Origin of the sequence: Veillonella sp. 27098_8_77 (assembly GCF_041431535.1) — a bacterium.
GTDB lineage: Bacteria > Bacillota > Negativicutes > Veillonellales > Veillonellaceae > Veillonella.
This window is the reverse complement of the sequence record NZ_JAPVXW010000001.1, coordinates 255,171-279,403: the sequence shown is the minus strand read 5'-3', so window position 1 is coordinate 279,403 and position 24,233 is coordinate 255,171. Positions and strand designations below refer to the sequence as shown.

At 35.7% G+C, this 24,233-nt stretch carries 31 protein-coding genes; 30 read left to right on the top strand and 1 reads right to left on the bottom strand.

The window, feature by feature from the left end; genetic code table 11:
- The first annotated feature begins 47 nt into the window (after positions 1-47).
- The 8 genes from O3617_RS01335 to O3617_RS01300 are packed head-to-tail and all read left to right on the top strand — an operon-like array spanning position 48 to position 6,486.
- Positions 48-902 (top strand): ChbG/HpnK family deacetylase, encoded by an 855-nt coding sequence (locus O3617_RS01335; RefSeq protein ID WP_371448202.1) that lies wholly within the window; start codon positions 48-50, stop codon positions 900-902.
- The gene (locus tag O3617_RS01330) at positions 899-1,885 is read left to right on the top strand and encodes a YbhN family protein (RefSeq protein WP_371448200.1); all 987 of its coding nucleotides are present in this window, start codon (positions 899-901) and stop codon (positions 1,883-1,885) included. Before O3617_RS01335 ends, O3617_RS01330 begins: the two co-directional genes overlap by 4 nt.
- Positions 1,886-1,901: 16 nt before the next feature.
- Entirely contained in the window at positions 1,902-2,351 is a 450-nt protein-coding gene (locus tag O3617_RS01325) for an ACT domain-containing protein (RefSeq protein ID WP_059362422.1), read from the top strand.
- 43 nt (positions 2,352-2,394) lie between these two features.
- Positions 2,395-3,684 carry a homoserine dehydrogenase gene (locus O3617_RS01320; protein WP_371448198.1) on the top strand — a complete coding sequence of 430 codons (1,290 nt, stop codon included), beginning with the start codon at positions 2,395-2,397 and terminating at the stop codon, positions 3,682-3,684.
- Positions 3,685-3,688: 4 nt separating this feature from the next.
- Positions 3,689-4,615: a homoserine kinase gene (gene thrB, locus O3617_RS01315; protein ID WP_371448197.1), complete on the top strand. Its 927-nt coding sequence runs from the start codon at positions 3,689-3,691 to the stop codon at positions 4,613-4,615.
- Between the two features lie 47 nt (positions 4,616-4,662).
- On the top strand, positions 4,663-5,523 hold the full coding sequence (htpX, locus tag O3617_RS01310) for a zinc metalloprotease HtpX (protein ID WP_371448195.1): 861 nt from the start codon (positions 4,663-4,665) through the stop codon (positions 5,521-5,523).
- A gap of 18 nt (positions 5,524-5,541) precedes the next feature.
- A complete protein-coding gene (gene ndk, locus O3617_RS01305; protein ID WP_371448194.1) occupies positions 5,542-5,949 on the top strand; it encodes a nucleoside-diphosphate kinase in 408 nt (135 codons plus the stop codon).
- Positions 5,950-5,970: 21 nt separating this feature from the next.
- Entirely contained in the window at positions 5,971-6,486 is a 516-nt protein-coding gene (locus O3617_RS01300) for a cob(I)yrinic acid a,c-diamide adenosyltransferase (RefSeq protein WP_371448192.1), read from the top strand.
- Positions 6,487-6,528: 42 nt separating this feature from the next.
- Here the strand turns inward: O3617_RS01300 and O3617_RS01295 are convergent, their stop codons facing one another.
- On the bottom strand, positions 6,529-6,867 hold the full coding sequence (locus O3617_RS01295; protein ID WP_371448191.1) for a hypothetical protein: 339 nt from the start codon (positions 6,865-6,867) through the stop codon (positions 6,529-6,531).
- 64 nt (positions 6,868-6,931) lie between these two features.
- Between O3617_RS01295 and cobU the strand changes: the two genes are divergently transcribed.
- The 22 genes from cobU to argR all read left to right on the top strand — a co-directional run bounded on the left by cobU (position 6,932) and on the right by argR (position 24,233).
- A complete protein-coding gene (gene cobU, locus O3617_RS01290) occupies positions 6,932-7,510 on the top strand; it encodes a bifunctional adenosylcobinamide kinase/adenosylcobinamide-phosphate guanylyltransferase (protein WP_371448190.1) in 579 nt (192 codons plus the stop codon).
- On the top strand, positions 7,503-9,029 hold the full coding sequence (locus O3617_RS01285; RefSeq protein ID WP_371448188.1) for a cobyric acid synthase: 1,527 nt from the start codon (positions 7,503-7,505) through the stop codon (positions 9,027-9,029). The genes cobU and O3617_RS01285 overlap by 8 nt, the downstream gene beginning before the upstream one ends.
- Before the next feature lie 5 nt (positions 9,030-9,034).
- Complete coding sequence (cbiB, locus tag O3617_RS01280) at positions 9,035-10,027, top strand: adenosylcobinamide-phosphate synthase CbiB (protein ID WP_371448187.1); 993 nt, start codon at positions 9,035-9,037, stop codon at positions 10,025-10,027.
- A gap of 7 nt (positions 10,028-10,034) precedes the next feature.
- Positions 10,035-10,922, top strand: coding sequence for an adenosylcobinamide-GDP ribazoletransferase (cobS, locus tag O3617_RS01275; protein WP_371448186.1), 888 nt, complete (start codon positions 10,035-10,037; stop codon positions 10,920-10,922).
- Between the two features lie 47 nt (positions 10,923-10,969).
- Positions 10,970-11,848 (top strand): GHMP kinase, encoded by an 879-nt coding sequence (locus O3617_RS01270; RefSeq protein WP_371448184.1) that lies wholly within the window; start codon positions 10,970-10,972, stop codon positions 11,846-11,848.
- Positions 11,849-11,861: 13 nt separating this feature from the next.
- The gene (locus tag O3617_RS01265; RefSeq protein WP_371448183.1) at positions 11,862-12,992 is read left to right on the top strand and encodes a histidinol-phosphate transaminase; all 1,131 of its coding nucleotides are present in this window, start codon (positions 11,862-11,864) and stop codon (positions 12,990-12,992) included.
- A 9-nt stretch (positions 12,993-13,001) separates the two neighbouring features.
- Positions 13,002-13,640, top strand: a complete 639-nt coding sequence (gene cobC / locus O3617_RS01260) for an alpha-ribazole phosphatase (protein ID WP_371448182.1) — start codon at positions 13,002-13,004, stop codon at positions 13,638-13,640.
- A 35-nt stretch (positions 13,641-13,675) separates the two neighbouring features.
- Entirely contained in the window at positions 13,676-14,374 is a 699-nt protein-coding gene (locus O3617_RS01255) for a pseudouridine synthase (RefSeq protein ID WP_371448181.1), read from the top strand.
- A 70-nt stretch (positions 14,375-14,444) separates the two neighbouring features.
- Positions 14,445-15,518, top strand: coding sequence for a M24 family metallopeptidase (locus tag O3617_RS01250; protein ID WP_371448179.1), 1,074 nt, complete (start codon positions 14,445-14,447; stop codon positions 15,516-15,518).
- A gap of 15 nt (positions 15,519-15,533) precedes the next feature.
- A complete protein-coding gene (gene efp, locus O3617_RS01245) occupies positions 15,534-16,091 on the top strand; it encodes an elongation factor P (protein WP_005378924.1) in 558 nt (185 codons plus the stop codon).
- A 131-nt stretch (positions 16,092-16,222) separates the two neighbouring features.
- Positions 16,223-16,612: an Asp23/Gls24 family envelope stress response protein gene (locus O3617_RS01240; RefSeq protein ID WP_371448178.1), complete on the top strand. Its 390-nt coding sequence runs from the start codon at positions 16,223-16,225 to the stop codon at positions 16,610-16,612.
- A gap of 11 nt (positions 16,613-16,623) precedes the next feature.
- Positions 16,624-16,995 carry an Asp23/Gls24 family envelope stress response protein gene (locus tag O3617_RS01235; RefSeq protein WP_105084117.1) on the top strand — a complete coding sequence of 124 codons (372 nt, stop codon included), beginning with the start codon at positions 16,624-16,626 and terminating at the stop codon, positions 16,993-16,995.
- A 9-nt stretch (positions 16,996-17,004) separates the two neighbouring features.
- Positions 17,005-17,409 (top strand): transcription antitermination factor NusB, encoded by a 405-nt coding sequence (nusB, locus tag O3617_RS01230; protein ID WP_371448176.1) that lies wholly within the window; start codon positions 17,005-17,007, stop codon positions 17,407-17,409.
- Entirely contained in the window at positions 17,409-18,347 is a 939-nt protein-coding gene (locus O3617_RS01225; RefSeq protein ID WP_371448175.1) for a metallohydrolase, read from the top strand. The genes nusB and O3617_RS01225 overlap by 1 nt, the downstream gene beginning before the upstream one ends.
- 7 nt (positions 18,348-18,354) lie before the next feature.
- Positions 18,355-19,578, top strand: a complete 1,224-nt coding sequence (gene xseA, locus O3617_RS01220; RefSeq protein WP_371448173.1) for an exodeoxyribonuclease VII large subunit — start codon at positions 18,355-18,357, stop codon at positions 19,576-19,578.
- Positions 19,553-19,759, top strand: coding sequence for an exodeoxyribonuclease VII small subunit (gene xseB, locus O3617_RS01215; RefSeq protein WP_005378912.1), 207 nt, complete (start codon positions 19,553-19,555; stop codon positions 19,757-19,759). Before xseA ends, xseB begins: the two co-directional genes overlap by 26 nt.
- Positions 19,760-19,765: 6 nt before the next feature.
- Positions 19,766-20,644 (top strand): polyprenyl synthetase family protein, encoded by an 879-nt coding sequence (locus tag O3617_RS01210; RefSeq protein ID WP_371448172.1) that lies wholly within the window; start codon positions 19,766-19,768, stop codon positions 20,642-20,644.
- 20 nt (positions 20,645-20,664) lie between these two features.
- The gene (locus tag O3617_RS01205) at positions 20,665-21,150 is read left to right on the top strand and encodes a divergent PAP2 family protein (protein WP_371448170.1); all 486 of its coding nucleotides are present in this window, start codon (positions 20,665-20,667) and stop codon (positions 21,148-21,150) included.
- Entirely contained in the window at positions 21,147-21,950 is an 804-nt protein-coding gene (locus O3617_RS01200) for a TlyA family RNA methyltransferase (protein ID WP_371448168.1), read from the top strand. The genes O3617_RS01205 and O3617_RS01200 overlap by 4 nt, the downstream gene beginning before the upstream one ends.
- 11 nt (positions 21,951-21,961) lie before the next feature.
- The gene (locus tag O3617_RS01195) at positions 21,962-22,846 is read left to right on the top strand and encodes an NAD(+)/NADH kinase (RefSeq protein WP_371448167.1); all 885 of its coding nucleotides are present in this window, start codon (positions 21,962-21,964) and stop codon (positions 22,844-22,846) included.
- Between the two features lie 15 nt (positions 22,847-22,861).
- The gene (locus O3617_RS01190; RefSeq protein ID WP_371448166.1) at positions 22,862-23,437 is read left to right on the top strand and encodes a class I SAM-dependent methyltransferase; all 576 of its coding nucleotides are present in this window, start codon (positions 22,862-22,864) and stop codon (positions 23,435-23,437) included.
- A gap of 340 nt (positions 23,438-23,777) precedes the next feature.
- Positions 23,778-24,233 (top strand): arginine repressor, encoded by a 456-nt coding sequence (gene argR, locus O3617_RS01185; RefSeq protein WP_005378897.1) that lies wholly within the window; start codon positions 23,778-23,780, stop codon positions 24,231-24,233.

Sequence of the window (24,233 nt, the reverse complement as noted above, 5' to 3'; positions counted from 1 at the left end):
CTGGGTGAACATTGTTTTCCCGTTTTTACGAATAAAGAGGCACGCATATGTCAAAATTAATTATAAATGCTGACGATTTTGGCCTTCATTCAGCTATAAATGAAGGTATTATCGTAGGGCATACTAAAGGTGCTATTACAAGCACATCTATATTGGCAAGTGGTGCTGCTTTTAAAGAAGCAGTAGATATGGCAAAGGAATATCCAAAGTTGGGTATAGGTATTCACATAGCTTTGGTGGGAGGAATAGCCCCTGTAAGTGATCCTAGTGAAATTCCTAGTCTTGTAACAAAAGAAGGTGTTTTTGTTGATAATTATATAGAGTTTATGAAGCGCATATATAGTGGCTCTATTAATTATGATGAAGTGAGAACAGAGATTACAAATCAAGTTTCCAAAATTATGGAATCTGGTGTAAACGTAACTCATATTGATGGACACCAACATATGCATGTCCTACCAAGCATTCTCCCTATAGTTTTAGAACAGGCTATGCGATATAAAATTAAAGCTATACGTGTACCAAATGAAAAAATAACATTTTTGAATGGTGTGCATAATCCTGTTCGTATTATGGGGAAATGTGGTTTGAGCACCGTGGCTGCTCAAGCATTGCCTATCATTCGCGATAAAGGAATTTATTTTACACAATACTTCTGGGGTATGATTAATGGTGGCGCTTTAGGTGAAACAGAGTTATTATCAATTTTAAAACAAGTTAGCTCTCTATCTGGTGCCCATGAAATTATGACTCATCCTGGCATTAATAATAAAGTGCTAAATGAGCAGTTTAAATGGAACTATCATTGGCAAGATGAATTGACTGCTATGACATCTGATACCGTTCTTAGATACATTGATCAACATGCAATAGAGCTCATTAATTATGGGGATATAATATGAGCAAGATGATGAGACGCGGCATATGTATGTTTATTTTACTATTTGCCGTATCATTAGGAATCATTTACTATACCATTGACCTAGAAGCTTTAAAAACAATTTCTACCTTTAATGGAGAATCTATATTACTAGCATTACTTGCTCTTGGATTAGGCATGTATTTTGATGGATTGCGACTACAACGACTCGTTAAAATAGGTGGTTATAAACTTTCAATAAAAGCCGTACTACGTGTTATTTTTAGTAATTATTTCATGGCTATGCTTACACCAGGAGCTAGTGGTGGTGCTGTAGCACAAGTATTAGTATTGAAAAGCTATAATGTTCCTATCAGTAGGGGTACTCCCATTGTATTAATACGAACTGTATTCTCAATCATGTTTTTGGTCCTTATGTTACCGATAGTATTTTTATATGATGCTATAGAAATACCGTACATCACAAGAGATATGCTACTACTATTTTCTTTTTTAGCGGTATTGGCTACTTTGCTAGGTACATATATTCTTCAAACAGTTTATATGAGAAAATTCGTTTTTAATTTAGCACAGCGTTTTAAGGCTCATAAAACAAAGGATTGGTTGGCAAAACTAGAGACCTTAAATCAAGGTCTTGGTCTTTTGTACAAAAAGCCCACACAATCGTTTATTGTGTTTGTTGAATCGGGCTTGAGTCTATTGTGTTTATATTGTATAGCACCAGCATTGATGTTTGCATTTACCACTGATGTATCAGTCGTTACTATATTAGATCGCATGATACTGTTAAATTTGATACTCTATTTTGCACCTACACCAGGGGGAACAGGTATAGCGGAAGGATTATTTATTATACTTTTTGCACCATTTGTACCAAGTGGTACTGTTGGTATTATAGCTGTTGCGTGGCGTGTAATGGCAGAGTATCTTCCATTTTTTATTGGTATGTACGCGGTATTAACATTATATGGACGTCAATTTGTTGCTCAAGAAACATCGAATTAGGGTAAGGAGAATTAGTATGTCAAAACCAAAAAAAGATAAATTTTATTTAGTTCAAGAAGATATTCTACCAGAAGCAATCAAGAAAACGATCAAGGTAAAGGAAATTCTTAAACTAGGTGAAGTAAAAACAATAAATGAAGCTGTTGAAAAAATGGATTTAAGTCGTTCTGCATATTATAAATATAAAGATTATGTATTTCCATTTTTTGAAATTGCACAAGGAAAAATTGTTAGTATTACCGTATCTATGTCAAATGAATCTGGCATGTTATCAAGTGTATTAAAAGCTATTGCCGATAAAAATGGCAGTATTTTGACTATCAATCAAGATATCCCATTACAAGGCATTGCGAATAGTAGTATTTCCTTTGAAACTAAAAATTTACAAGGCTCTTTAGAGGAATTATTACATGATATTCGAAATATGAAAGGTATTATAAAAGTAGAAATTTTAGGTCAAGCTTAATTATTTTGATGCATAGACCAATCTAGAAGAGAGTAGAACCATTATGAAGACCATAAAAATAGCCTTATTAGGATTTGGTACTGTTTCGCAAGGAACATTTAATTTATTACAAGACAATGTGGAATTAATAAAAAATCGAAGTGGTGTTAACATCGAGATTGCCAAGATTTTTGTTCGTAAGCCAGATAAATATAGCAATATTACATTGCCTAGTACAGCGCAGTATGTAACAAATATAGATGATGTTATGAATGACGAATCAATTGATATCGTCGTAGAATTAATGGGTGGCACCACCTTTGCAAAGGAATGCGTAGAAGCAGCATTAAAGCATGGCAAAAGCGTTGTTACAGCCAACAAGGATTTGTTAGCTGAAGCTGGACCATATTTATTTGATTTAGCCTATAAAAATAATGTAGATTTACGTTTTGAAGCGTCTGTTCTAGGTGGCATTCCAATCATCAGAACATTATATGAATCTCTAGGTGGTAACCGAATTACCGAACTAGTTGGTATTATGAATGGTACAACAAACTTTATCCTATCCAAGATGACTGATGAAGGTTTGAGCTACAGCGATGTATTAAAAGAAGCACAAGATTTAGGGTATGCGGAAGCGGATCCAACTGCCGATGTAGAAGGGTTAGACGCGGCTCGAAAGCTTGCTATTTTAGCTTCTATTAGTTTTAATCGTCGTATATTCTTCGAAGATGTAACCGTAGAAGGTATTACGAAAATAGATACAGAGGATATTTCCTTCGGTAAAGAGTTTGGTTATAATATTAAACTTATTGGTATTGCTAAAGAATCTTCAAAGGGCCTATCCCTTAATGTATATCCAGCTTTTGTACCATTAACACATCCATTAGCATCTGTACGCGGTTCGTATAATGCTATTTATATTAAAGGCAATGGCATTGATGATGCTATGTTCTATGGTCGTGGTGCAGGAAGTCTACCTACAGGTAGTTCCGTTGTGAGCGATATTATGGAAGTAGCAAAGAATGTTGCCTTTGAATCTACAGGACGCTTGAAACCATTTTATTTTGATCAAAAAAATATATACTCCCCAGGGAAAATCCAATCTAGCTACTATATGCGCTTAGCAGTTGATAATAAAACAGGTGTTCTTGCTAAAATTGCTACAAAATTGGCAGAGCAAAAAATCTCGGTTCTCTCTATTGTTCAACGCAATAAAGACCCTGAAACTGCAGTACTAGCCATTGTGACATCTAAATGTCCACACTCGTATATTTTGAACTTAATCGATTCCTTTAATAGCTTACGTTCTGTGAAGGAAGTAAGCAGTGTTATCAGAATTATGGAAGCCTAACATTATGACTACTATTCGTGTACAAGTGCCCGCTACAAGTGCTAATTGCGGGCCTGGTTTTGATTGCCTTGGTCTAGCTTTAAATTTATATAATATTTTTGAATTTACACCTAATGAAAGTGCTACATCATTTAGTTATACATTTCATGGTTATGGGGCAGATATCTTAGAAAAAGAAGATCCTAAAAAAAATCTTATTGGCATTGCTATAGAGCAAGTGTTTGCTAAGGCACAAGAGCCAATTCAATACGGACATATAACATCGGAAACATTGATTCCACCATCTCGTGGCCTCGGCAGTAGTAGCACTGCCATTGTAGGTGGTTTATTACTAGCCAATAATCTTGTAAAAAAGCCACTTTCAAAAGAAGATTTATTAATTATTGCAAATCGCATGGAAGGCCATCCTGATAATGTAGCACCCGCCATCTATGGTAATCTATGCTGCGCTACAGGTTTGAAAGATAAGGTATTGAATACAGTAATTCCTGTACCGGAATCATTACATTTTGCCGTAGTGGTGCCAGAGGTATTAGTCTCTACAGAATATGCTCGTTCTGTATTACCAAATCATGTGCCTTTCAAAGAAGCCGTTCAAAATGTGAGCCATGCATCACTATTTGTAACAAGTTTGATTACAAATAAACTATCTAATTTAGAAGTAGCCTTAGAAGATAATTTACATGTTCCTTATAGAAAAACATTGATTCCACATTGTGATAAGGTATTTGCTGCTGCAAAAGCGGCAGGTGCTTATGGTGCAACGATTAGTGGGTCAGGGTCTACACTGATTGCATATACGGATAAAGCTCATGTACAAACAGTAGCTGATGCTATGGGACAAATCTTTGATTTTCATGGTATTGCGAACAAGGTATATGTATTAGAGGCCGACACTGTGGGAGCCACAACTATTCAAAATATGGTATAATATATCTTAGTTAAGGCATAGTCCAAAAACTTATGTTGGAGGATTCTATGAATAATTTTAAAACAACAATGTTACTAGCTACTTTAATAGTGATACTAGTATTATTAGGTGATGCTTTTGGCGGTGCACGGGGCATGATGTTAATGTTCATCATATCTGCAGGCATGTCGATTGCATCATATTGGTATAGTGATAAAATCGTACTAGCGCAATATAATGCACAACAGGTCACAGCTCAATCAGATCCTAAACTTTATGGTATGGTTGAACAATTGGCGAAAAATGGTAATTTACCAATGCCAAGGGTATATATCATTCCTACGGATGTACCAAATGCTTTTGCTACTGGTCGAAATCCAGAACATGCTGCTGTAGCAGTAACTGCTGGTATTCAACGTCTATTAACTGATGATGAATTAGCAGGTGTGTTAGGACATGAGTTAACACATGTTAAAAATCGTGATACCTTAATTAGTACCATTGCTGCTATTATTGCTGGTGCCATATCTACAATCGCTCATTTTGGTATGTTTTTTGGTGGCCGTTCAGATGATAGAGAGGATAGTGTCAATCCACTTGCCTTATTGGGGATGGTTATTTTAGCTCCTTTAGCAGCTGCTTTGATTCAAATGAGTATTTCTCGTACGCGTGAATACTTAGCTGATGAAGGTGGCGCAATGTTGAGTAAAAATCCGATGGGACTTGCTTCAGCATTGGCTAAAATAGAAGAATATTCCAAGTATGGCACTTTGCCTAATGCAAGTAATGCAACAGCTCACATGTTTATCATTAATCCTATGATGGGTATTGGTGCTAGTTTATCCAATTTGTTTAGCACTCATCCAAGTACACAAGATCGAATTGCTAAGCTCAAAAAACTATCTTTAAATCCACATTATAGATTCTAATATAGAGGAGGTTTAACTATGGAAGAAACTTTAGTTCTCATTAAACCAGATGGTGTAAAACGTCATATATGTGGTGAAATTCTTACACGCTATGAAAGAAAAGGTCTACAAATTAAAGCTATGAAATTACTTCAAGCTCCCAACGAATTAGCAGAAGAGCATTATGCTGAACATAAAGATAAACCATTCTTTGGGGAACTTGTTGATTTCATTACATCTGGGCCTGTATTGGCTTTTGTACTAGCAGGTAAGAATGCTGTTACTTCAGTACGTAACATTAACGGAGCAACTAATCCTATAGATGCCACCCCAGGTAGTATTCGTGGTGACTATGCCTTAACTATGGATTCTAATGTTGTACATGCATCTGATTCAGTAGAATCAGCAGCACGTGAAATTCAATTATGGTTTCCAGAATATAAATAACATATAATAGGAGGTACAACCATGAGTAGTAGCGTTTATACAAAAACAGGCGACCAAGGTACAACTGGACTTTATACGGGAGAACGGGTTAAGAAATCGTCTCTTCGTGTCGAAGCATATGGTACGATTGATGAGCTTCAAGCATTCTTAGGCTTAGCTCGTGCATATGCCAAAAATGTTAGGGTCCAAGCTGAATTGCTTGATATAGAACGTTCTTTATGGACTTTGATGGCAGATATTGCAAGTTTAAATCAAGCGCCTCAAATTACAGATCAACAAGTAAAACATTTGGAAAAGGTAATCGATCGTTTTGATGCTAAATTAGAACCTTTGGCAGAATTTATTTTACCTGGTGAAAATAAATCTTCTGCATATCTACATGTATCTAGAACTGTTGCTCGTCGTGCTGAACGTGATTTATGGCGCGTATTAGATGAAGGTGAAAGCGTACATGAGTCTAATTTACGCTATTTAAATCGACTTTCTGATTTATGCTTTATCTTGAGTCGTGTAGAAGAAGAAATCGGAGAAGAATAAATAAAAAAAAGCTATGTTTTCATTACATAGCTTTTTTCTTTATTAAGATTGTGTAATTTCTTGATTTAATACATCATGTGGACTTGGATAGAAAAAGAAGATATGGGGAATTTGATATCTAAATTTCTCACGCAATAAATCTGCCAATGTAGTCTCAAAATTTATAATCTTAGATGCATCAAACGAAAAATCTTCAACTAATACGAACATCTGAGGCTCTACAGATGGTGCATTAGGAGGTAGTTCTGATGGATCGATTGGTACATTGACTACTACACGACAGGTAGCGATATATCCGTCTTGACCGTCTTCGATGGCTACCCGATATGTATTTTCCCATAAGGTAGACATTATTTTTAATTTCATATTCATAATTTCCATAGTGTATCTCCTTTTGTTATACTAATAATGATACAGAAATTATATATACTTGTATAGGTGATTTATGAAATCTACAATTATTCTATGCTCCGGCGGGGCTCGTAGCGGAAAAAGTGAATTTGCAGAACAACTAGCTTTGTCAAAACAAGGTCGTAAGGCATATATAGCTACGGGGCAGGCATTTGATGAGGAAATGAAAGACCGCATCAAAAAACATCAATTACGTCGTGGATCAGAGTGGATTAATTTTGAAATTCCACGTGACTTACATGATAATTGGAAACAAATCAACAAGGTAAGCGACATCGTACTAATTGACTGTCTCACCATGTTTACATCTAATCATTTTTTTTCGTGTGGTGAAATAGATAGTCAAGAAGATGCGAACCATGCGGAATCAGTCATATTAACAGAACTGCGTTTATTATTACAAGATATAAAGAATAGTGATAATAAAACAGTCATTTTTGTAACTAATGAAATCGGATTAGGTATTGTACCAGAAAATAAATTAACAAGATTTTTCCGTGATATTATGGGGCGTGTAAATCGTGAAGTAGCTATCGCTGCTGATAAAATGTACTTTACAGTCAGTGGTATAACTATAGAATTAAAATCTCAGGAGGTTCATATAAATGGCTAAGAAAATTATGTTCCAAGGAACTAGTTCAAATGTAGGAAAAAGTATTCTTTGTACTGCATTATGCCGTATCCTTTATCGTATGGGTTATAAAACGGTACCATTTAAGGCACAAAATATGGCTTTAAACTCCTATGTCACAAAATGGGGCGATGAAATCGGCCGCGCTCAAGTCGCACAAGCTGAGGCTGCAGGAATTGATCCTATCGTACAAATGAACCCTGTATTATTAAAACCAACAGGTAATCAGTCATCTCAAGTCGTATTGATGGGAAAACCTGTTGGTATTTATAGCGCAAAAGAGTATCATACACATTACTCCTTAACAGCTCTTGATAAAGTTAAGGAATCACTGGCTTTTTTAGATAAAAATTTTGAAATGATCGTTATCGAAGGTGCTGGTAGCCCTGCTGAGATTAACTTAAAAGCAAATGATATCGTCAATATGCGCATTGCAAAAATGACACAAGCACCAGTATTCTTAATTGCTGATATAGACCGTGGCGGAGCTATCGCTTCTATTGTAGGTACATTAGAATTATTAGAACCTGAAGAACGCGATTTAATAAAAGGTATTGTGATTAATAAATTCCGTGGAGATATCAATTTATTAGAACCAGCATTGACTTTCATCGAAGAGAAAACAGGTAAAAAAGTGGTTGGTGTTATCCCTGCCATCGATAATCTTGATATTGATGAAGAAGATTCTGTGGCATTAGAAAACAAACGTAATAGTGTTTCCAAAGATATTCAAATTGCGGTCATTCAAACGCCTAAAATCTCAAATTTTACAGATTTTGATGCATTGAACTATGAACCGGATGTATCCGTTCGTTTTGTAGGCCCTGGAGATGTAATTGGCTCTCCTGACTTGATTATTTTACCTGGTTCTAAAAATACCTTAGCAGACCTAAACTATTTAAAAGAATCAGGTCTAGCTAATGAGATTAAAGCCCTCGCTGCAACAGGCACGCCTGTAATTGGCGTATGTGGTGGCAATCAAATGCTTGGGACTGCTATCTATGATCCACATCATATGGAAGGAGATATCGAAGAAAGTGAAGGTCTAGGATTGGTAAATTCAACGACAACCATGAAAGATCAAAAAACTACGCATCAAGTCACATTTGATGTGGAAAATCTACATTTCTTAAATGGCACATTCTCTGGTACTGAACTTGTGGGCTATGAAATTCATATGGGTGATACAACCCCAAATGATGACTCAGTTAAACGTTGTTTTACTATTACTAAACGTAGTGAAACTCCTATAATGGTCGTAGATGGGTTTATTGATGGTCATCATCAAGTTATGGGGACCTACATTCATGGTGTCTTTGATAACGATGAATTCCGTCGCTTTATTATAAATCAATTGCGTTTACGCAAAGGATTAGAGGAAACACCTGTAGTATTCCATTACTTTGAACATAAAAACAATGCCTATAATCGTTTAGCAGACATTGTAGAAGAACATCTTGATATGGATTATATTATGACTCTATTAAAGGATAATGGGTGATAGTAATGGATTTAAGTATTCTATTAGATTGGTTTAAGCACTACAACTATGTGTGTATTCCAATTTTTGCGTTTATAATTGATACAATTATTGGAGATCCGAATAGTAAGTTTCATCCAGTAGCCTTGATTGGGCGCATCATATCTTTTTATGAAGCTGTTTTTTACAAAGAAACAGATAATGATACCAAAAAACTTTGGTATGGTGGTATTACGGTAGGCTTTATCTTATTAACAGTGTATATCATCGCTTCCTTACTACTTTGGATTGGTGGCCTAATTAGTGAATGGGTTGAATATGTAGTTCAGGTTTTAATTGTTTATATTACCATATCTCCACGCTCATTAGGGGCAGCTGGTTTTGAAATCAATAAATTATTAAAACAAGGTCAAATTGATGATGCTAGGCATCGTGTTTCCTGGATTGTTGGCCGTGATACAGAGGAGCTTGATGAAAGTGAAATAACGCGTGCTACTGTAGAAACAATTGCTGAAAACACCATTGATGGAATTATTTCACCGCTATTTTTCTTTATATTAGGTGGCCCTATAGGTGCCATTTTATATCGCACGGCCAATACTATGGATTCTATGTTGGGATATAAGAATCAAAAATATATGTTCTTTGGCCGTGTGGCAGCGCGATTTGATGATATATTAAATTGGATTCCTGCACGCATTACATTTCTTTTATTAGTTCTTTCTGCGTTTATATTACGTTTCGATGGTAAAGCTGCATTTCGCCTTGGCCTTAGAGATGCCCATAAACATCCTAGTCCTAATGGTGGCTATGCAGAAGCGCCTGTAGCAGGTGCTTTACACATTAGACTCGGTGGGTACAATCAATATTTTAAAAAGATGACTTTCCGCGAATATATGGGGGATGCATTAGAAACGTTAAATCGACTACACATTACACGATGTATATATATGATGTATCTTTCAACAGTACTCATGATTATAATTACAACTTTTGTAACCTATCTATGTATGGAGTAGTAAATAGATGACACCTTTCTTTATTGCCTTGCAATTTCTAACCAGATTAAAAATCGTTAATCAAACCGAATGGTCCATGGAAGATTTTGGTAAATCCGTTGCCACATTTCCTTATGTAGGACTTATTATAGGTATCTTTTTAACGATAATCTACTTTATATTCTCACAATTTTTAGCCCCTATGCCATTGATGCTTATTATTGTTATAAGCGAATTCCTTTTTACTGGGGGCCTCCATGCCGATGGGTTAATGGACACAAGTGATGGTCTCTTTTCTGGACGTGAGAGGGAGAAAAAACTGGAAATAATGAAGGATAGCCGCGTTGGGTCCTTTGGCGTTGTAGCTTTTATTTTTGTAACGCTTTTAAAATGGCAACTATTTACTGCCATTCCGGTGCCCGAATTTATTCCTATTATTCTTTTGATGATGCCACTTATGAGTAGATATACATTAATTCTAAGCATTCGATCCTATCCATACGCGCGCAAATCAGGCATGGGACAGGCCTTTGCTTTATATGCGCCAAAATATGTTATTACTTGGAGTACAATTTCCACATTCTGTATGCCAATTTTTATATGCTTAGTATTATCACTACTTTATGCAGTAATATGGGGCATAACTAGTTTACTTTCTATTCCGTTTATACCATTCACTATTGCTATCTATGGTTTAGCCTACGCATTAGTGGGATTAATAGAAATCAATATTTTTTCCATGATTATGAGCTATATTATTAACCGTATTCTTAATCACTATATTGTTAAGCAACTTGGTGGTACTACTGGTGATACATATGGTTTTGTGGTGGAACTTACAGAAATTCTTTTATTATTAATTTATATAATTACGTTAACATTCTTATCTTCTGTTGTAAAAGCTCCTATTTTATAACATTTGTTGATTATACGTAGATAGTTTTATTGTATAAGGAGGATATAGTGACTTATTATGTTAGGGCTCCCGGTACATGTGGGGAATTTATTCAAGGGGCCATTGATGGACAGTCATTTCTTGTAACTTGTCCAATTAATCGCTATTCCTATGCATTGAGCCAAGTAACGCATCCTCTGCCATACTATTATTGCTCACTTCAGCCTAAGGCTAATTTAGCTTGTCATTTGGTGAAAGATACATTAAAACTATCTAATCACCATGATACAGCCATCTATGTTAGATCCGACATTATCCAAGGAAAGGGTATGGCATCTAGCTCTGCTGATATTGCGGTTGCTGCAATGGCAACCGCATTATCCTTAAATAAAACATTAACTCCAAAGGAATTAGAGCGTATATGTTTGGCCGTAGAGCCAACGGATGCAGCATTTTATCCGGGTATTACACAATTTGATTATATTAATGGATCTATTTGTAATTTTCTAGGAATCTGTCCACCTTTAAAGATTCTTATTTTTGATGAAGGTGGTACTGTTGATACAATTTCCTTTAATAAACAAAAAGATTTATCTTATAAAATACAGGAGAAAGAACCCATTATTAAAGAGGCTCTAGATCTTTTTAAGAGAGGGCTAAAAACTCATGATATTACACTGATAGGTCAAGCAGCTACATTAAGCGCCTTTGCCAATCAACGTATTTTATATAAACAAAATCTTTATGAGTTTCACGATATTGGCAATATGTTTCATAGTGTAGGGACTATTATTGCTCATAGCGGTACAATCATGGGGCTTTTATTTCCCAGTGATTATACGGCTATCGATGAATGTAGAGCGTATATAGAGAAAAAAATACCTACACTACGATATATCGATATCGTAGAAACAACAAATGAAGGATTAACATATATCAAACGATAAAGGAGGATATCATATGCACGATACCCATGGTGGCAACATTTTTAAATTTGCCCATGATCACCATATACATATTTCTGAAATATCTGATTTTAGTGCCAATATTAATCCCCTTGGACCTAGTAAAAAAGGATTAGATGCACTTAATGAACGATTAAACTATATATCACATTATCCAGAGGTTACCAATGATGCTGTTCTTAATACAATTGCAGACGTGTATGGTGTAGATAAAGAATCCATACTTATCGGAAATGGAGCAGCTGAACTACTTTATGTAATTGGTCGCTTACCTGGATATACGGGCGCATTTGTTCCAGCACCAGGGTTTTCAGAATATCGCGCGTCTATGAATGCTGCTAATATACCTGTACGAGATATTTTCTATCGTCAGCGTCAATATGACAATGGCATACCATATTTTGAGGTCCCTTATTTAGCCTTGCAAACCTTTGCTGCAGAATTAAAAGGCCAAGATGGACGCATTATTGTGTTTTTAGGAAATCCTAACAATCCAGATGGCACATTGTTAGACAAAATCCAGATTAAAATATTGGCTAACATGTTAAGAGATGCGAACAGTTTACTTGTTATCGATGAATCGTTTATCGACTTTATAGGTAATGAATCGTTGCGTGATAATAGCAATTCCCTACGGGATCTCATCAATGATTATGATAATGTAATTATCGTACAATCTTTAACGAAGTTTTATGCTGTACCTGGGCTTCGTATTGGTGCAGCCTTTGCAAACCCAACATTGATTCAATCATTACATCAATTTATACCCGCTTGGTCTGTTAATACATTGGCACAAGCTTATATTGTTGCTGCACTAAATGATTCTAACTATATTAAGGATACTAAGAACTTACTTTCAAATGAATCAAAATATATGTACAATTCATTATCTAATTTTAAAAATCTAATCGTCTATAAACCATCTGCTAATTATATCTTAGCCAACATCGATGATTCTCAAATAACAGTCAATGATATACAAGCAGAACTAGAACATCATAATACATTAATTCGTAGTTGTACCAATTATAAGGGCCTAGGCCCTCAGTGGATGCGAATTGCTATTAAGGATCATGACCATAACGTATCACTCATTAGTTTGCTAGGTGACATATTAACAAAATAGGAATTTAACATGAAGACATTATATATTATTAGACACGGTGAAACAGAATGGAATAAAATCGGTCGCTATCAAGGTATTACCGATGTTCCTCTAAATGATAATGGAATAGCACAGGCAAAAGCTTGTGCTAATGCATTGAAGGATGTACATTTTGATCGTATTTTATCAAGTGACCTATCTAGAGCACTTGTAACAGCAGAAACGATTCGTGGTAATCGAAATATCGATATTACAACAGATTCTCGGTTGCGAGAAATTGATTTTGGTGACTGGGAAAAATTATTGTTCTCAGAAATCGAAGAACGATGGCCAGGCCTTATTGATCAAATGTATCGCCAACCTGACATTGTAAAGCTACCAAATGGAGAAAGCTTTCAAGAGGTACAAAATCGTGCATGGGATGGTCTTTCAGAATTTTTAAGTCAAAATGATGATGACGAAACAATTTTAATAACCTGTCATGGTGGGACGATTCGTACACTTTTATGTAAAATGCTTGATATTCCCATTAGTCACTGTTGGAATTTCAGTCAAGGTAATACGTCGATTAATCGCGTGTTTTACAATGGTATGGAACCATCGGACCATAATATTTTAAACTTATTAAATGATACTGCTCACGTAGATAACTTAAGAGGGCATGTATAATTGATTCTTTCAAACACTATGAAAGAGGAATTAAGATGCGATTAGATAAACTATTAGCCAATAAAGCCTTTGGTAGTCGCAAAGAAGTTCACCAACTTATAAAGGATGGACGTGTTACTGTAAATGGCACTGTTATCCTAAAAAAAGACCAATCCATACATATAGATGATGATATCATTGCAGTTGATGGCGTACAAATATCAACAAAACAACAGTACTATATTAAATTTCATAAACCTGCTGGATATATTACGGCTGTAGAAGATCCTACGCATCCTGTAGTGATGGATTTATTACCACCTGAGTTTAAGAAAATGGGTGTATTTCCTGTGGGACGCCTAGATAAAGATACAGAAGGTCTATTATTACTCACAAACGATGGTATTTGGGCGCATTCTATCATTAATGGTCACAAACATATACCGAAGGTATACTATGTGGAATTTAATGGTAAACTCACTAAAGAGGGCCTTGAACGTATAGAAAAAGGGCTAGTATTAGGGGACGGAACCCAATGTAAACCGGCAAAAATAGACGTTCTTTCTGAACAGTCTCTACATATCACCATTGAAGAAGGCAAGTACCATCAAGTTAAACGTATGATTGGGGCCGCTGGAGGCGAAGTTACCTATTTAAAGAGATTATCCATAGGTCATTTTACATTAAATGGCATTGAGGCTATTAATACATATTCAGAAATAGACGACCAAGATGTAGTAGACTTTAAAAAATAGCATGAAAATCTATTCAATATAGGCATTTTATGGTATTATAAGATGTACTTTATAGACTAGGAGCATGATTATGAACGGACTAAATCAGCTACAAAAGTATATTAAAGAACAAGAATTAACTGGTGTCGTTTTAATTGACCCTATAAATTTACATTATTTTGCTGGTTTTACAGGTACCACAGGATTTGCTATTGTCACACAAGATAAAGCATTCATGATTACCGATTTCAGATATACAGAGCAAGCCACAAAACAATGTGAAGGCTATCAGGTTATTCAATATGAAACATCAGTTATGGATACTCTTGTAGATATTTTTAATGACAATCACATCCACGAAGGTCTCTTTGGTATTGAAGGAAAATATATGCCTGTTGATACATATGAAACCCTATGTGATACATTAGATGAACGCTTTAATTTTACATCCATACATTTTGCAAAATTACGTGCTGTAAAACGTGAAGATGAATTAGAATTAATGCGAAAAGCTGCTAAAATTGGAGACGATGCATTTGCAGCATTATTACCGCAATTAAAGGTGGGTATGACGGAGAATGAAGCGCGTATCATACTCGAAGCAGAAATGTTAAAACGAGGTTCAGAGGAACCTTCTTTTGCAACAATTGTAGCCTCAGGCAATCGATCTAGTATGCCTCATGGTGTGGCTAGTGATAAGATTATAGAGGCCGGTGATTTTATCACCTTTGATTTTGGCGCCGTGTATAAAGGGTTTCATTCAGATATGACTCGAACAGTCGTTATGGGCCCTGCATCAGAGCAACAAAAGAAATTGTATAGTATAGTTTTAGAAGCTCAAAAACGAGGTGTTGCAGCAGTTCGTGCAGGAATTACAGGCAAAGAACTTGACGCAGTATGTCGTGACTATATACGAGAACAAGGATATACCAAGGAGTTTAATCATGGTACGGGACATGGTGTAGGACTAGAAATCCACGAAGAACCAGTGGCCAATCTAAAATCCGATACGGTATTTTCCGAAAATATGATCATTACGGTAGAACCAGGTATTTATCTTTCTGGTGAAATCGGATTGAGAATAGAGGATAGTGTTATTGTTAAAGCTGATGGCTGTGAATTATTAACACATAGTCCAAAAGAGTTAATCGAAATAGGTATTTAGAAGGAGAAGAGTTAGATGATTTCCAGTAATGATTTCCGTCCAGGTGTAACCGTTGAAATCGACGGTAATGTATGGCAAGTAGTTGATTTCCAACACGTTAAACCAGGTAAAGGTGCTGCATTCGTGCGTACAAAAATGAAAAACTTGCAAACTGGTTCCGTAGTAGAACGTACTTTCAACGCTGGTGAAAAAGTTCCAAAAGCACATGTTGACCGTCGTCGTATGCAATACTTATACGAAGCTGATGGTGCATACACATTCATGGACAACGAAACATATGATCAAGTGGAATTGAATGTTGAACAACTAGGTGATGCTAAAAACTTCCTTCTTGAAAACATGGAAGTATCCATCATGTTCTTCCAAGGTATTGTAATCGGTATTGACTTACCTGTAGCTGTAGAACTTCGAGTAGTTGAAACTGATCCTGGTATCCGTGGCGATACTGCAACAGGTGGTAATAAACCAGCTGTATTGGAAACAGGCTACACTGTAAAAGTACCTCTCTTTATCGAAGTAGATGATGTACTTCGTATTGATACTCGTACCGGTCAATACATCGAACGTGCCTAAAACTATTTCATTGATATAGTGGGCCAGATCTTTTAAATGTAATATAGTCCCCCATATATCTTTGTTAAGCTGAGCACTTGTCGTCTATGTCATTATATAGGGACAGGTGCTCTTTTTTGAAAGAGGCCTATATGACTAAGAAAAATACTGAGTTAGAAACTGGTAAAATTAAAATTGCTGACAATGTATATGCTACTATTGTTAGTATGACCGCACTAGATACTAAAGGAATTCATCATATGAGTTCTACCTTTAATGATGGTGTTAATACCTTTTTTGGTCGTAAAAATGCTCATGAAGGTGTTAAGATTTCCTTTAACGATGACGGAGCAATTTCAGTTACATTATATGTGAATATCTCCTATGGATATCGCATACCTGATATTGCACTGCGCTTACAAGAGCGAATTAAAACTGCACTCGTCAATTACACAGAAATAGAAGTCGAAACAATTGACATCGTAGTCCAAGATATTATTTTTGATGATTTTACACCTGAACCAATTCAGCGTAATGAATAATAGGAGGGCATATGAGTCAAGACGATAAATTAAACTATGGATTAGATACAGCAACAGTAGATATTGCCGATTCCGTTATCATTGATGTTGCTATTAAACCATTAAGTACAATTCCTGGTATTCATTCCTTAAGTCCACGCTTATATGATGAAATTGTAGATGGTATAACGAACGCTTTTGGACAAAAAAATTTACCAGGCATTAATGTAAAGCATAGAAAAGGCTTTATAGAGATTAATGTGTATGTACGTTGTCTATACGGATATAATGTAATAGATATTGCGAAACAATTGCAGTCTGAAATTAAACAAACACTAAAGAATACGCTTGACCTTGATCACGTAAAGGTTGATGTACATATTGAAGGAATTATCAAAGAATAAGGAGACAATATGTCTAAAAAGATAAATAGACGTGAAGCACGTCAATATGCATTCCAAGTTCTATATGCTAATGAATTTCACACTTCTAAGGATGATGTAATCTTTCCAGATGGAGAAATCTCGTTATCTATGGATATTGCCTATGCAAACCAAATAATCGATGGTGTATTATCTCATCTTGTAGAAATCGACACAATAGTTGAACCATATTGTACAAAACGAAAATTTGAACTTATGGATAAAGTAGATCGCGCCATTTTACGTCTTGCGATTTGGGAGCTTAACTACAATAGTGAAGATGTATCTCCATCTATTGTTATCAATGAGGCTGTACAATTAGCAAAATCCTTTGGATCTGATGCATCTTATAAATTAATTAATGCAATTCTAGATGCTTATAATAAGAGTAAATAATGAAACGATATTTTCTAGGAATTGACACGAGCTGTTATACGACAAGCTGTGCCATTATTGATGATGAACTAAATATAGTAGGGGAAGCTCGAAAAATTTTAGATGTAAAGCCCGGAATGAAGGGACTTCAACAATCTAATATGGTGTTTCAACATACGAAGGTACTGCCTCGTCTTATAGAAGAACTACCTCAAGTTCCATTATCGGGTATTGGTGTTAGTGCTTTTCCTAGACGCTCTGATGATTCTTATATGCCGGCCTTTCTTGTTGGTCATGGTTTCGGTAGAGCACTAAGTCATATGATGCAAGTGCCAATGTATGAATTTGCTCATCAAGAAAATCATATTTTAGCAGCCCTAAGGGAAATTGGACATGTCCCTACGCATCCATTCTATAGCTTACATCTTTCTGGTGGTACTACAGAACTTGTTTTAACAGAATATAAAGGTAAGGGGATTTTTGAAAGCTCTATTATCGGTGGTTCAAAGGATTTACAAGGTGGACAATTTGTCGATCGTGTAGGTGTTGCATTAGGTATTCAATTTCCTTGTGGCAAAGAATTAGAATTACTTGCTGCACAAACAGATACGTATGATCCGTTACCTTCCTCTGTTAAAGAAGGATGGATTAGTTTTGCTGGCCCTTGTAGTGCTGCGCTACGTAATATTGAAAAAGGTGCATCTCCGGCATCTATGAGTAGGGCACTATTTACCTGCATAGGAAATTCCCTAGAAAAATTATTAACCTATCATCTCAAACATACACCAGTATCAACATTAATTGCCGTTGGTGGTGTAATGAGTAATTCTTTACTACGCAATCGTCTTAATGGTTTCTGTCATAAGAATAACGTAACAGTTCATTTTGCTAATCCTAAATTCTCTGTCGACAATGCTACAGGCAATGCTTATGGGGCATTTTTAGCAACACAAAAGTAGGTATATCGTGAATGTATTGAGTATCACCCAATTAAATAACTTAATAAAACGAACAATAGATAGGGAGTATCTCCTAAAAAATGTCTATGTTAGTGGTACGATAACAAATGCTAAGCGTCATAGTAGTGGTCATGTGTACTTTTCCTTAAAGGATGAGGAATCATCTATAGATGTAACAATGTGGTCTAGTACGGTTCAAAGTAAAGGACTCGCTAATGCATTCCAAAATGGATTATTGGTAACCATCAAGGCATCCGTTAATTTCTATAACAAAATGGGCCGTTTAAATCTAATCGCATCAGATATGCAGGTTGGCTCTAAAAGCCCGTTGCAGCTTGAATTCGATGCTCTACAAAGAGAATTATCCGCATTGGGCTATTTTGATGATGCTCATAAACAACCAATACCAGTTCTATCAAGTTGTATCGGTATTGTCACATCCTCTACAGGTGCTGTTTTACACGATATATTGCATATTAGTGAACATAGAAATCCGCTTATGCACTTTAAATTATTCTCTGTACCAGTTCAGGGAACAACAGCAGGTCCAATCATAGCTAAGGGAATTGAAGCTGCAGATAAAGATCCAGATGTTGATGTCATTATCGTCGGTCGTGGTGGCGGTTCAATGGAGGATTTATGGTGCTTTAACGATAGAGTTGTTATCGAAGCTATTTACAATGCATCTACACCTATTATTTCCGCAGTTGGTCATGAAACAGATTATACATTAGCTGATTACGCTGCTGATATGCGTGGTGCTACACCTAGTCATGCCGCAGAAATCGCAGTGCTTCCATTGACTACACTACAACAGAATTTACAACAAAAACTTGATTATTTACAGTATGTAATGGATCAAACATTACAGCAAAAACGTATTGAATTAAGTACAATTTTTAATCGTCGCCTCGGGTTTCCTGCATTACAATTACTGCATAAGCAAAATTCTCTCCTACAATCCTATAAGGAGAAATTGCAATCCCTAGCGTCACAACGATGGCAACAGGAAAAGCATAAACTTTCACTATTAACACAGGAATTATCACTACAAAATCCAATCCATTTAATGGTGAAAGGCTATTCTAAAATAGAAAAAGAGGGACACACCATAAGTTCAATTCAAAATATGGCCAAAGGAGATGTATTTAAAATTACATTGCGTGATGGTTCTATAAAAGCAGTTGTAGAGGAGGTATTACCGGATGGCAACATCACTGAAAAGTTATGAAAAAAAATATAAAGCTCTTGAAGATATCGTTCGCCAACTCGACGATGGTGAATTATCTATGTCAGAGCTGTTAAATCAATATAAAAAAGGCTTAACCTTAGTGAAGGAATGCGCAGATATGCTGGATTCTGTGGAAGGTGAAATCCAACAGATTATCGAAGAGGTACGCATCGGAGAGTAATGAGCTATGTTAAAGACATATTTAGAATCTAGCAAACAATCGATTGAGCAATGGTTAAGTACCGTATTAAATTCGCCTATACCAGAATATAAACGTTTATATGAATCCATGAACTATAGTTTATTACAAGGGGGGAAGCGGATTCGTCCCATCTTAACCAAAGCCGTTTTAGATGCAATGAAGGTTGATGCATCATTATATAAAGAGTTCTTATGTGCATTGGAATGTATTCATACATATTCACTAATTCATGATGATTTACCAGCCATGGATAATGATGATTATCGCCGAGGCAATTTAACTAACCATAAGGTATACGGAGATGGTATGGCAATTTTAGCAGGTGATGGTTTATTGACCTATGCATTTCAACTTTGTACTGAAAATACAACCGCATCAGCTGAGCAAAAAATCAAGGCTATCCAATGTTTAGCGACTGCTGCTGGTCCTGAAGGTATGGTAGGTGGACAAGCTTTCGATTTACTATCTGAAGGTAAACATATCCCACTAGAGGAATTAAAAGTTTTGCATAGTGGAAAAACAGGCGCTTTATTTAATGCGGCTATTGAATTAGGACTTATCCTATCTAATGCTGACCAAGCAAAATATGCAGCCTATATGACATATGCTAATTGTCTCGGTTTGCTATTCCAGATTACAGATGATATTCTTGATGTAACGGGAACCATTGAAGAGTTAGGTAAAACACCTGGTAGTGATATACGACAAGATAAATCTACTTATGTTTCATTATTGGGGCTAGATGAGGCACGTAATGAAGCGCATGTGGTCGCACAAAAAGCACATGCTGCTCTAGCAACAATTGAAGATGATACTCAAATATTAAGTGCTATTATTGATTATTTAATGGATCGTACACATTAAACATTAAAGGATGAAGTTATATGTACCATATTTTAGAGGAAATTTGTCATAATTATATAGCGCAAGCGGCATTTTGGGGCTGGTTTTCAGCACAAGCCATTAAATTCTTATGGCAACTTGTCCGCTATCGTACATTGCGCTTTGAACGTTTAGTAGGTTCAGGAGGGTTTCCTAGCTCACATACATCCTTTGTTATTTCCACTACTGCCGCACTGTACTTTAAAAATAATGGTATTACTGATATATTTGTGGTAGCATTAGTATTTTCGATTGTAGTCATGTATGATGCATCTGGTGTACGTCGCCAAGCAGGTCGCCAAGCACAAATATTAAACCAAATTGTGGAGTATTTTAGTAAACGAAATATTCCTGTTATTTTAAAAGACCGAGAAATTGCTTTAAAAGAATTACTAGGTCATACGCCAGTTGAAGTATTCGGTGGTTTAGTATTAGGTATTCTAATAGCTTATATTCAATATTTCTATATATATAATGGTGTCATATGAGTAATAAAGAACGTTTAGATATTCTCCTTGTTAACCGAGGCTTATTTGAAAGTCGTGAAAAAGCAAAAGCCGCTATTATGGCTGGTCAAATCTTTATGGATACAACACGAATTGATAAGGCTGGTACTAAAATTCCTGTAGATGCAAATATTACAGTGAAAGGTAATACCTTACCATATGTAAGTCGTGGGGGGCTGAAATTAGAAAAAGCTATTCAAATATATCCTATTGATCTAACTGGTGCTGTTATGGTTGATATTGGAGCTAGCACGGGTGGATTTACAGATTGTGCATTACAAAATGGTGCATCCAAGGTGTTTGCCATTGATGTAGGCTATAACCAATTAGCTTGGAAACTACGTCAAGATGAACGCGTAATCAACATGGAAAAGCAAAATATACGTGCGGTTACTGCAGAACAATTAGGTGAGCTAGTAGATTTTATTTCTATTGATGTAGCTTTTATATCTCTTGATAAGGTGTTGCCTGTAGCGACAACACTATTAAAAGATACAGGTTCATTAGTAGCTCTCATCAAGCCTCAATTTGAAGCCGGTAAAGAAAAGGTTGGCAAGGGAGGTATTGTTCGAGATAGAGCCGTACACGAAGAGGTGCTTTCACGTATATTACAGGTTGCGTATGATTGCAAATTATATTTACATGGATTAACCTTCTCACCAATTAAAGGGACAGAAGGCAATATTGAGTTTTTAGGATATTTTACTAAATCTGAAGAAGGTGCATTATCTATAACTAATGAATTAATTACAGCAGTTGTAGATGAGGCTCACACGCTATAGGAGATAGATATATGCGTATTGGTTTTTTCCCTAATATGGGTAAAAGTACAATCATGGCCGTCCTTAAAATGGCAGCTCATATCTGTAGAGAGGAGCAAATAGAAGTATATTTACCAGATGATCTTGAAAGACCTGATACTTACAAGGTATTACAAATACCAAAGGAAAATGTACTTCCTAGGCCAGAGATTTTTAAACATATTGATGTAGCATTTAGTTTTGGTGGCGATGGCACCATCATCCATTTAGCACGTCAAATTTTCTCTTATAATATTCCTGTATGTGGTATTAACTTAGGGGAACTTGGTTTCTTAAATCAAATTGAAGTCCATCAATTACAAAGTCATATTAAACGCATTGCTCAAGGTGACTATACAATTGAAAAACGAGGCCATCTTCATGCCTATATAGATAGGGAAGACGGAACAAGAGAAGACTTAGTCCCAATTATTAATGAAGTCGTTATTACACGTTCTGAACCTGCTAAAATGGCGCGTATCAATTTAGCTGTAAATGGACAACATACGCAGATGTATCCTTCTGATGGACTGATTATTTCATCAGCTACAGGGTCTACAGGATATAATTTATCCGCTGGTGGTCCTATAATGAAACCAGATAATCGTTCCATTATTGTAACGCCTGTAGCGCCACATTTAATCCAAGGAATTTCAATGGTATTAGAAGAACACGATACCATTCAAGTAACTATGCCAGAACGCGAGCCTAAACTACATATTTGTATTGATGGTACATTTGACTATTCCTTTACTAACAAAGAAGCGTTACATGTTTCATCGAATCCTGTGTATTGTTTATTCGTACGATTTAAAGATCAATGTTTCTTTGGCACATTATTTAAAAAATTAGCTTCTCGTAGGGACGAGTTATTATAAGGAGTGTGAAGCTGTATGATTAATATCAACAATGCAGTTCAATTTCAACATCTCATCTGGGACCGTATTATGAAGTCTGCATCTGTTGTAGTAGATGCAACATGTGGTAATGGACATGATCTACTGTATTTAGCGGAGCGAGCACAACCTGAATGTCATTTATATGGCATAGATATTCAAGAACAAGCACTTAGTGCTAGTAGGGAATTATTGGCCTCTAAAAAATTACAATCTAATGTAACAATTACATTTCTACACAATTCTCATGATATTGCGCTTCATCAAGCAATAAAAGAAAATACTATCGATTTAATTATATTCAATTTAGGATATCTACCGGGTGGAGATCATAGTATCGTAACACAACCTAAAAATACGATTGAAGCACTTAATAATGCATTTTGTAAATTGGCTAAAGATGGAATTATAACTATTGTAGCGTATCCAGGTACACCTGAAGGAATGGAAGAGAAAGAAGCATTACATACACATATTTCTCAATTAGATCAAGCTAAGTATAATGTGTGTCATTGGCAACCAATTAATCAAGCTAACAATCCACCTGAATTATATTTAATTCAAAAGCGATAATTGTGATAACATGTATTCCATAGTAAAATTTTCTATACTTTTACTATACTAAAAATGCATAATACGAAATAAAAGACCCATTAATGGGTCTTTTATTTATGCAACAGACCTGTAAAAATCGTTAATCATAAATTCTGTATAAATAGATGAACCATATATTATGTGTGTTTATAAGATGTGAAATTTCCATAAATTAATAAATTATTAATTATTAGTACAATATGCATAACACGTATGGTATATACGGAATATACCATATATTAATTTTGAATATATGGTATAATAATGTAAGAAAGATACTATTCTCTTTTATGTGCAAGTTTAAAAAAGGGAGCAAAAAATGAAACGCTATCGCTATAACAAAATTAAGGAAATTGTTCAGTCTAAAGCGATTGAAACACAAGAGGAGTTAGCAGCTGCTTTATTACAAGAAGGCATAGAAGTAACACAGGCTACTGTCTCTCGTGACATCAAAGAATTAATGTTAATTAAAATACCTACTGGCGATGGACATTATCGATACGCATTATCTCCAGAAGAAAATGTAGTATTATCACGTAGTCGTATTAACCGTTTATTCCAAGACTCCTTAATCAAGGTTGACCATAGCTTAAATCAGGTCGTGCTACATACGATTCCTGGCTCTGCTCAATCTGTAGCATTTTCTATTGATCATGCAAAATGGTCTGAATTAATTGGTACACTTGCAGGGGATGATACAATTTTACTTATCGCACGCTCCGAAGCTGAGGTACCTGCAATTCTTTCTAGAATTCAAGATTTAATGAAGGATTAA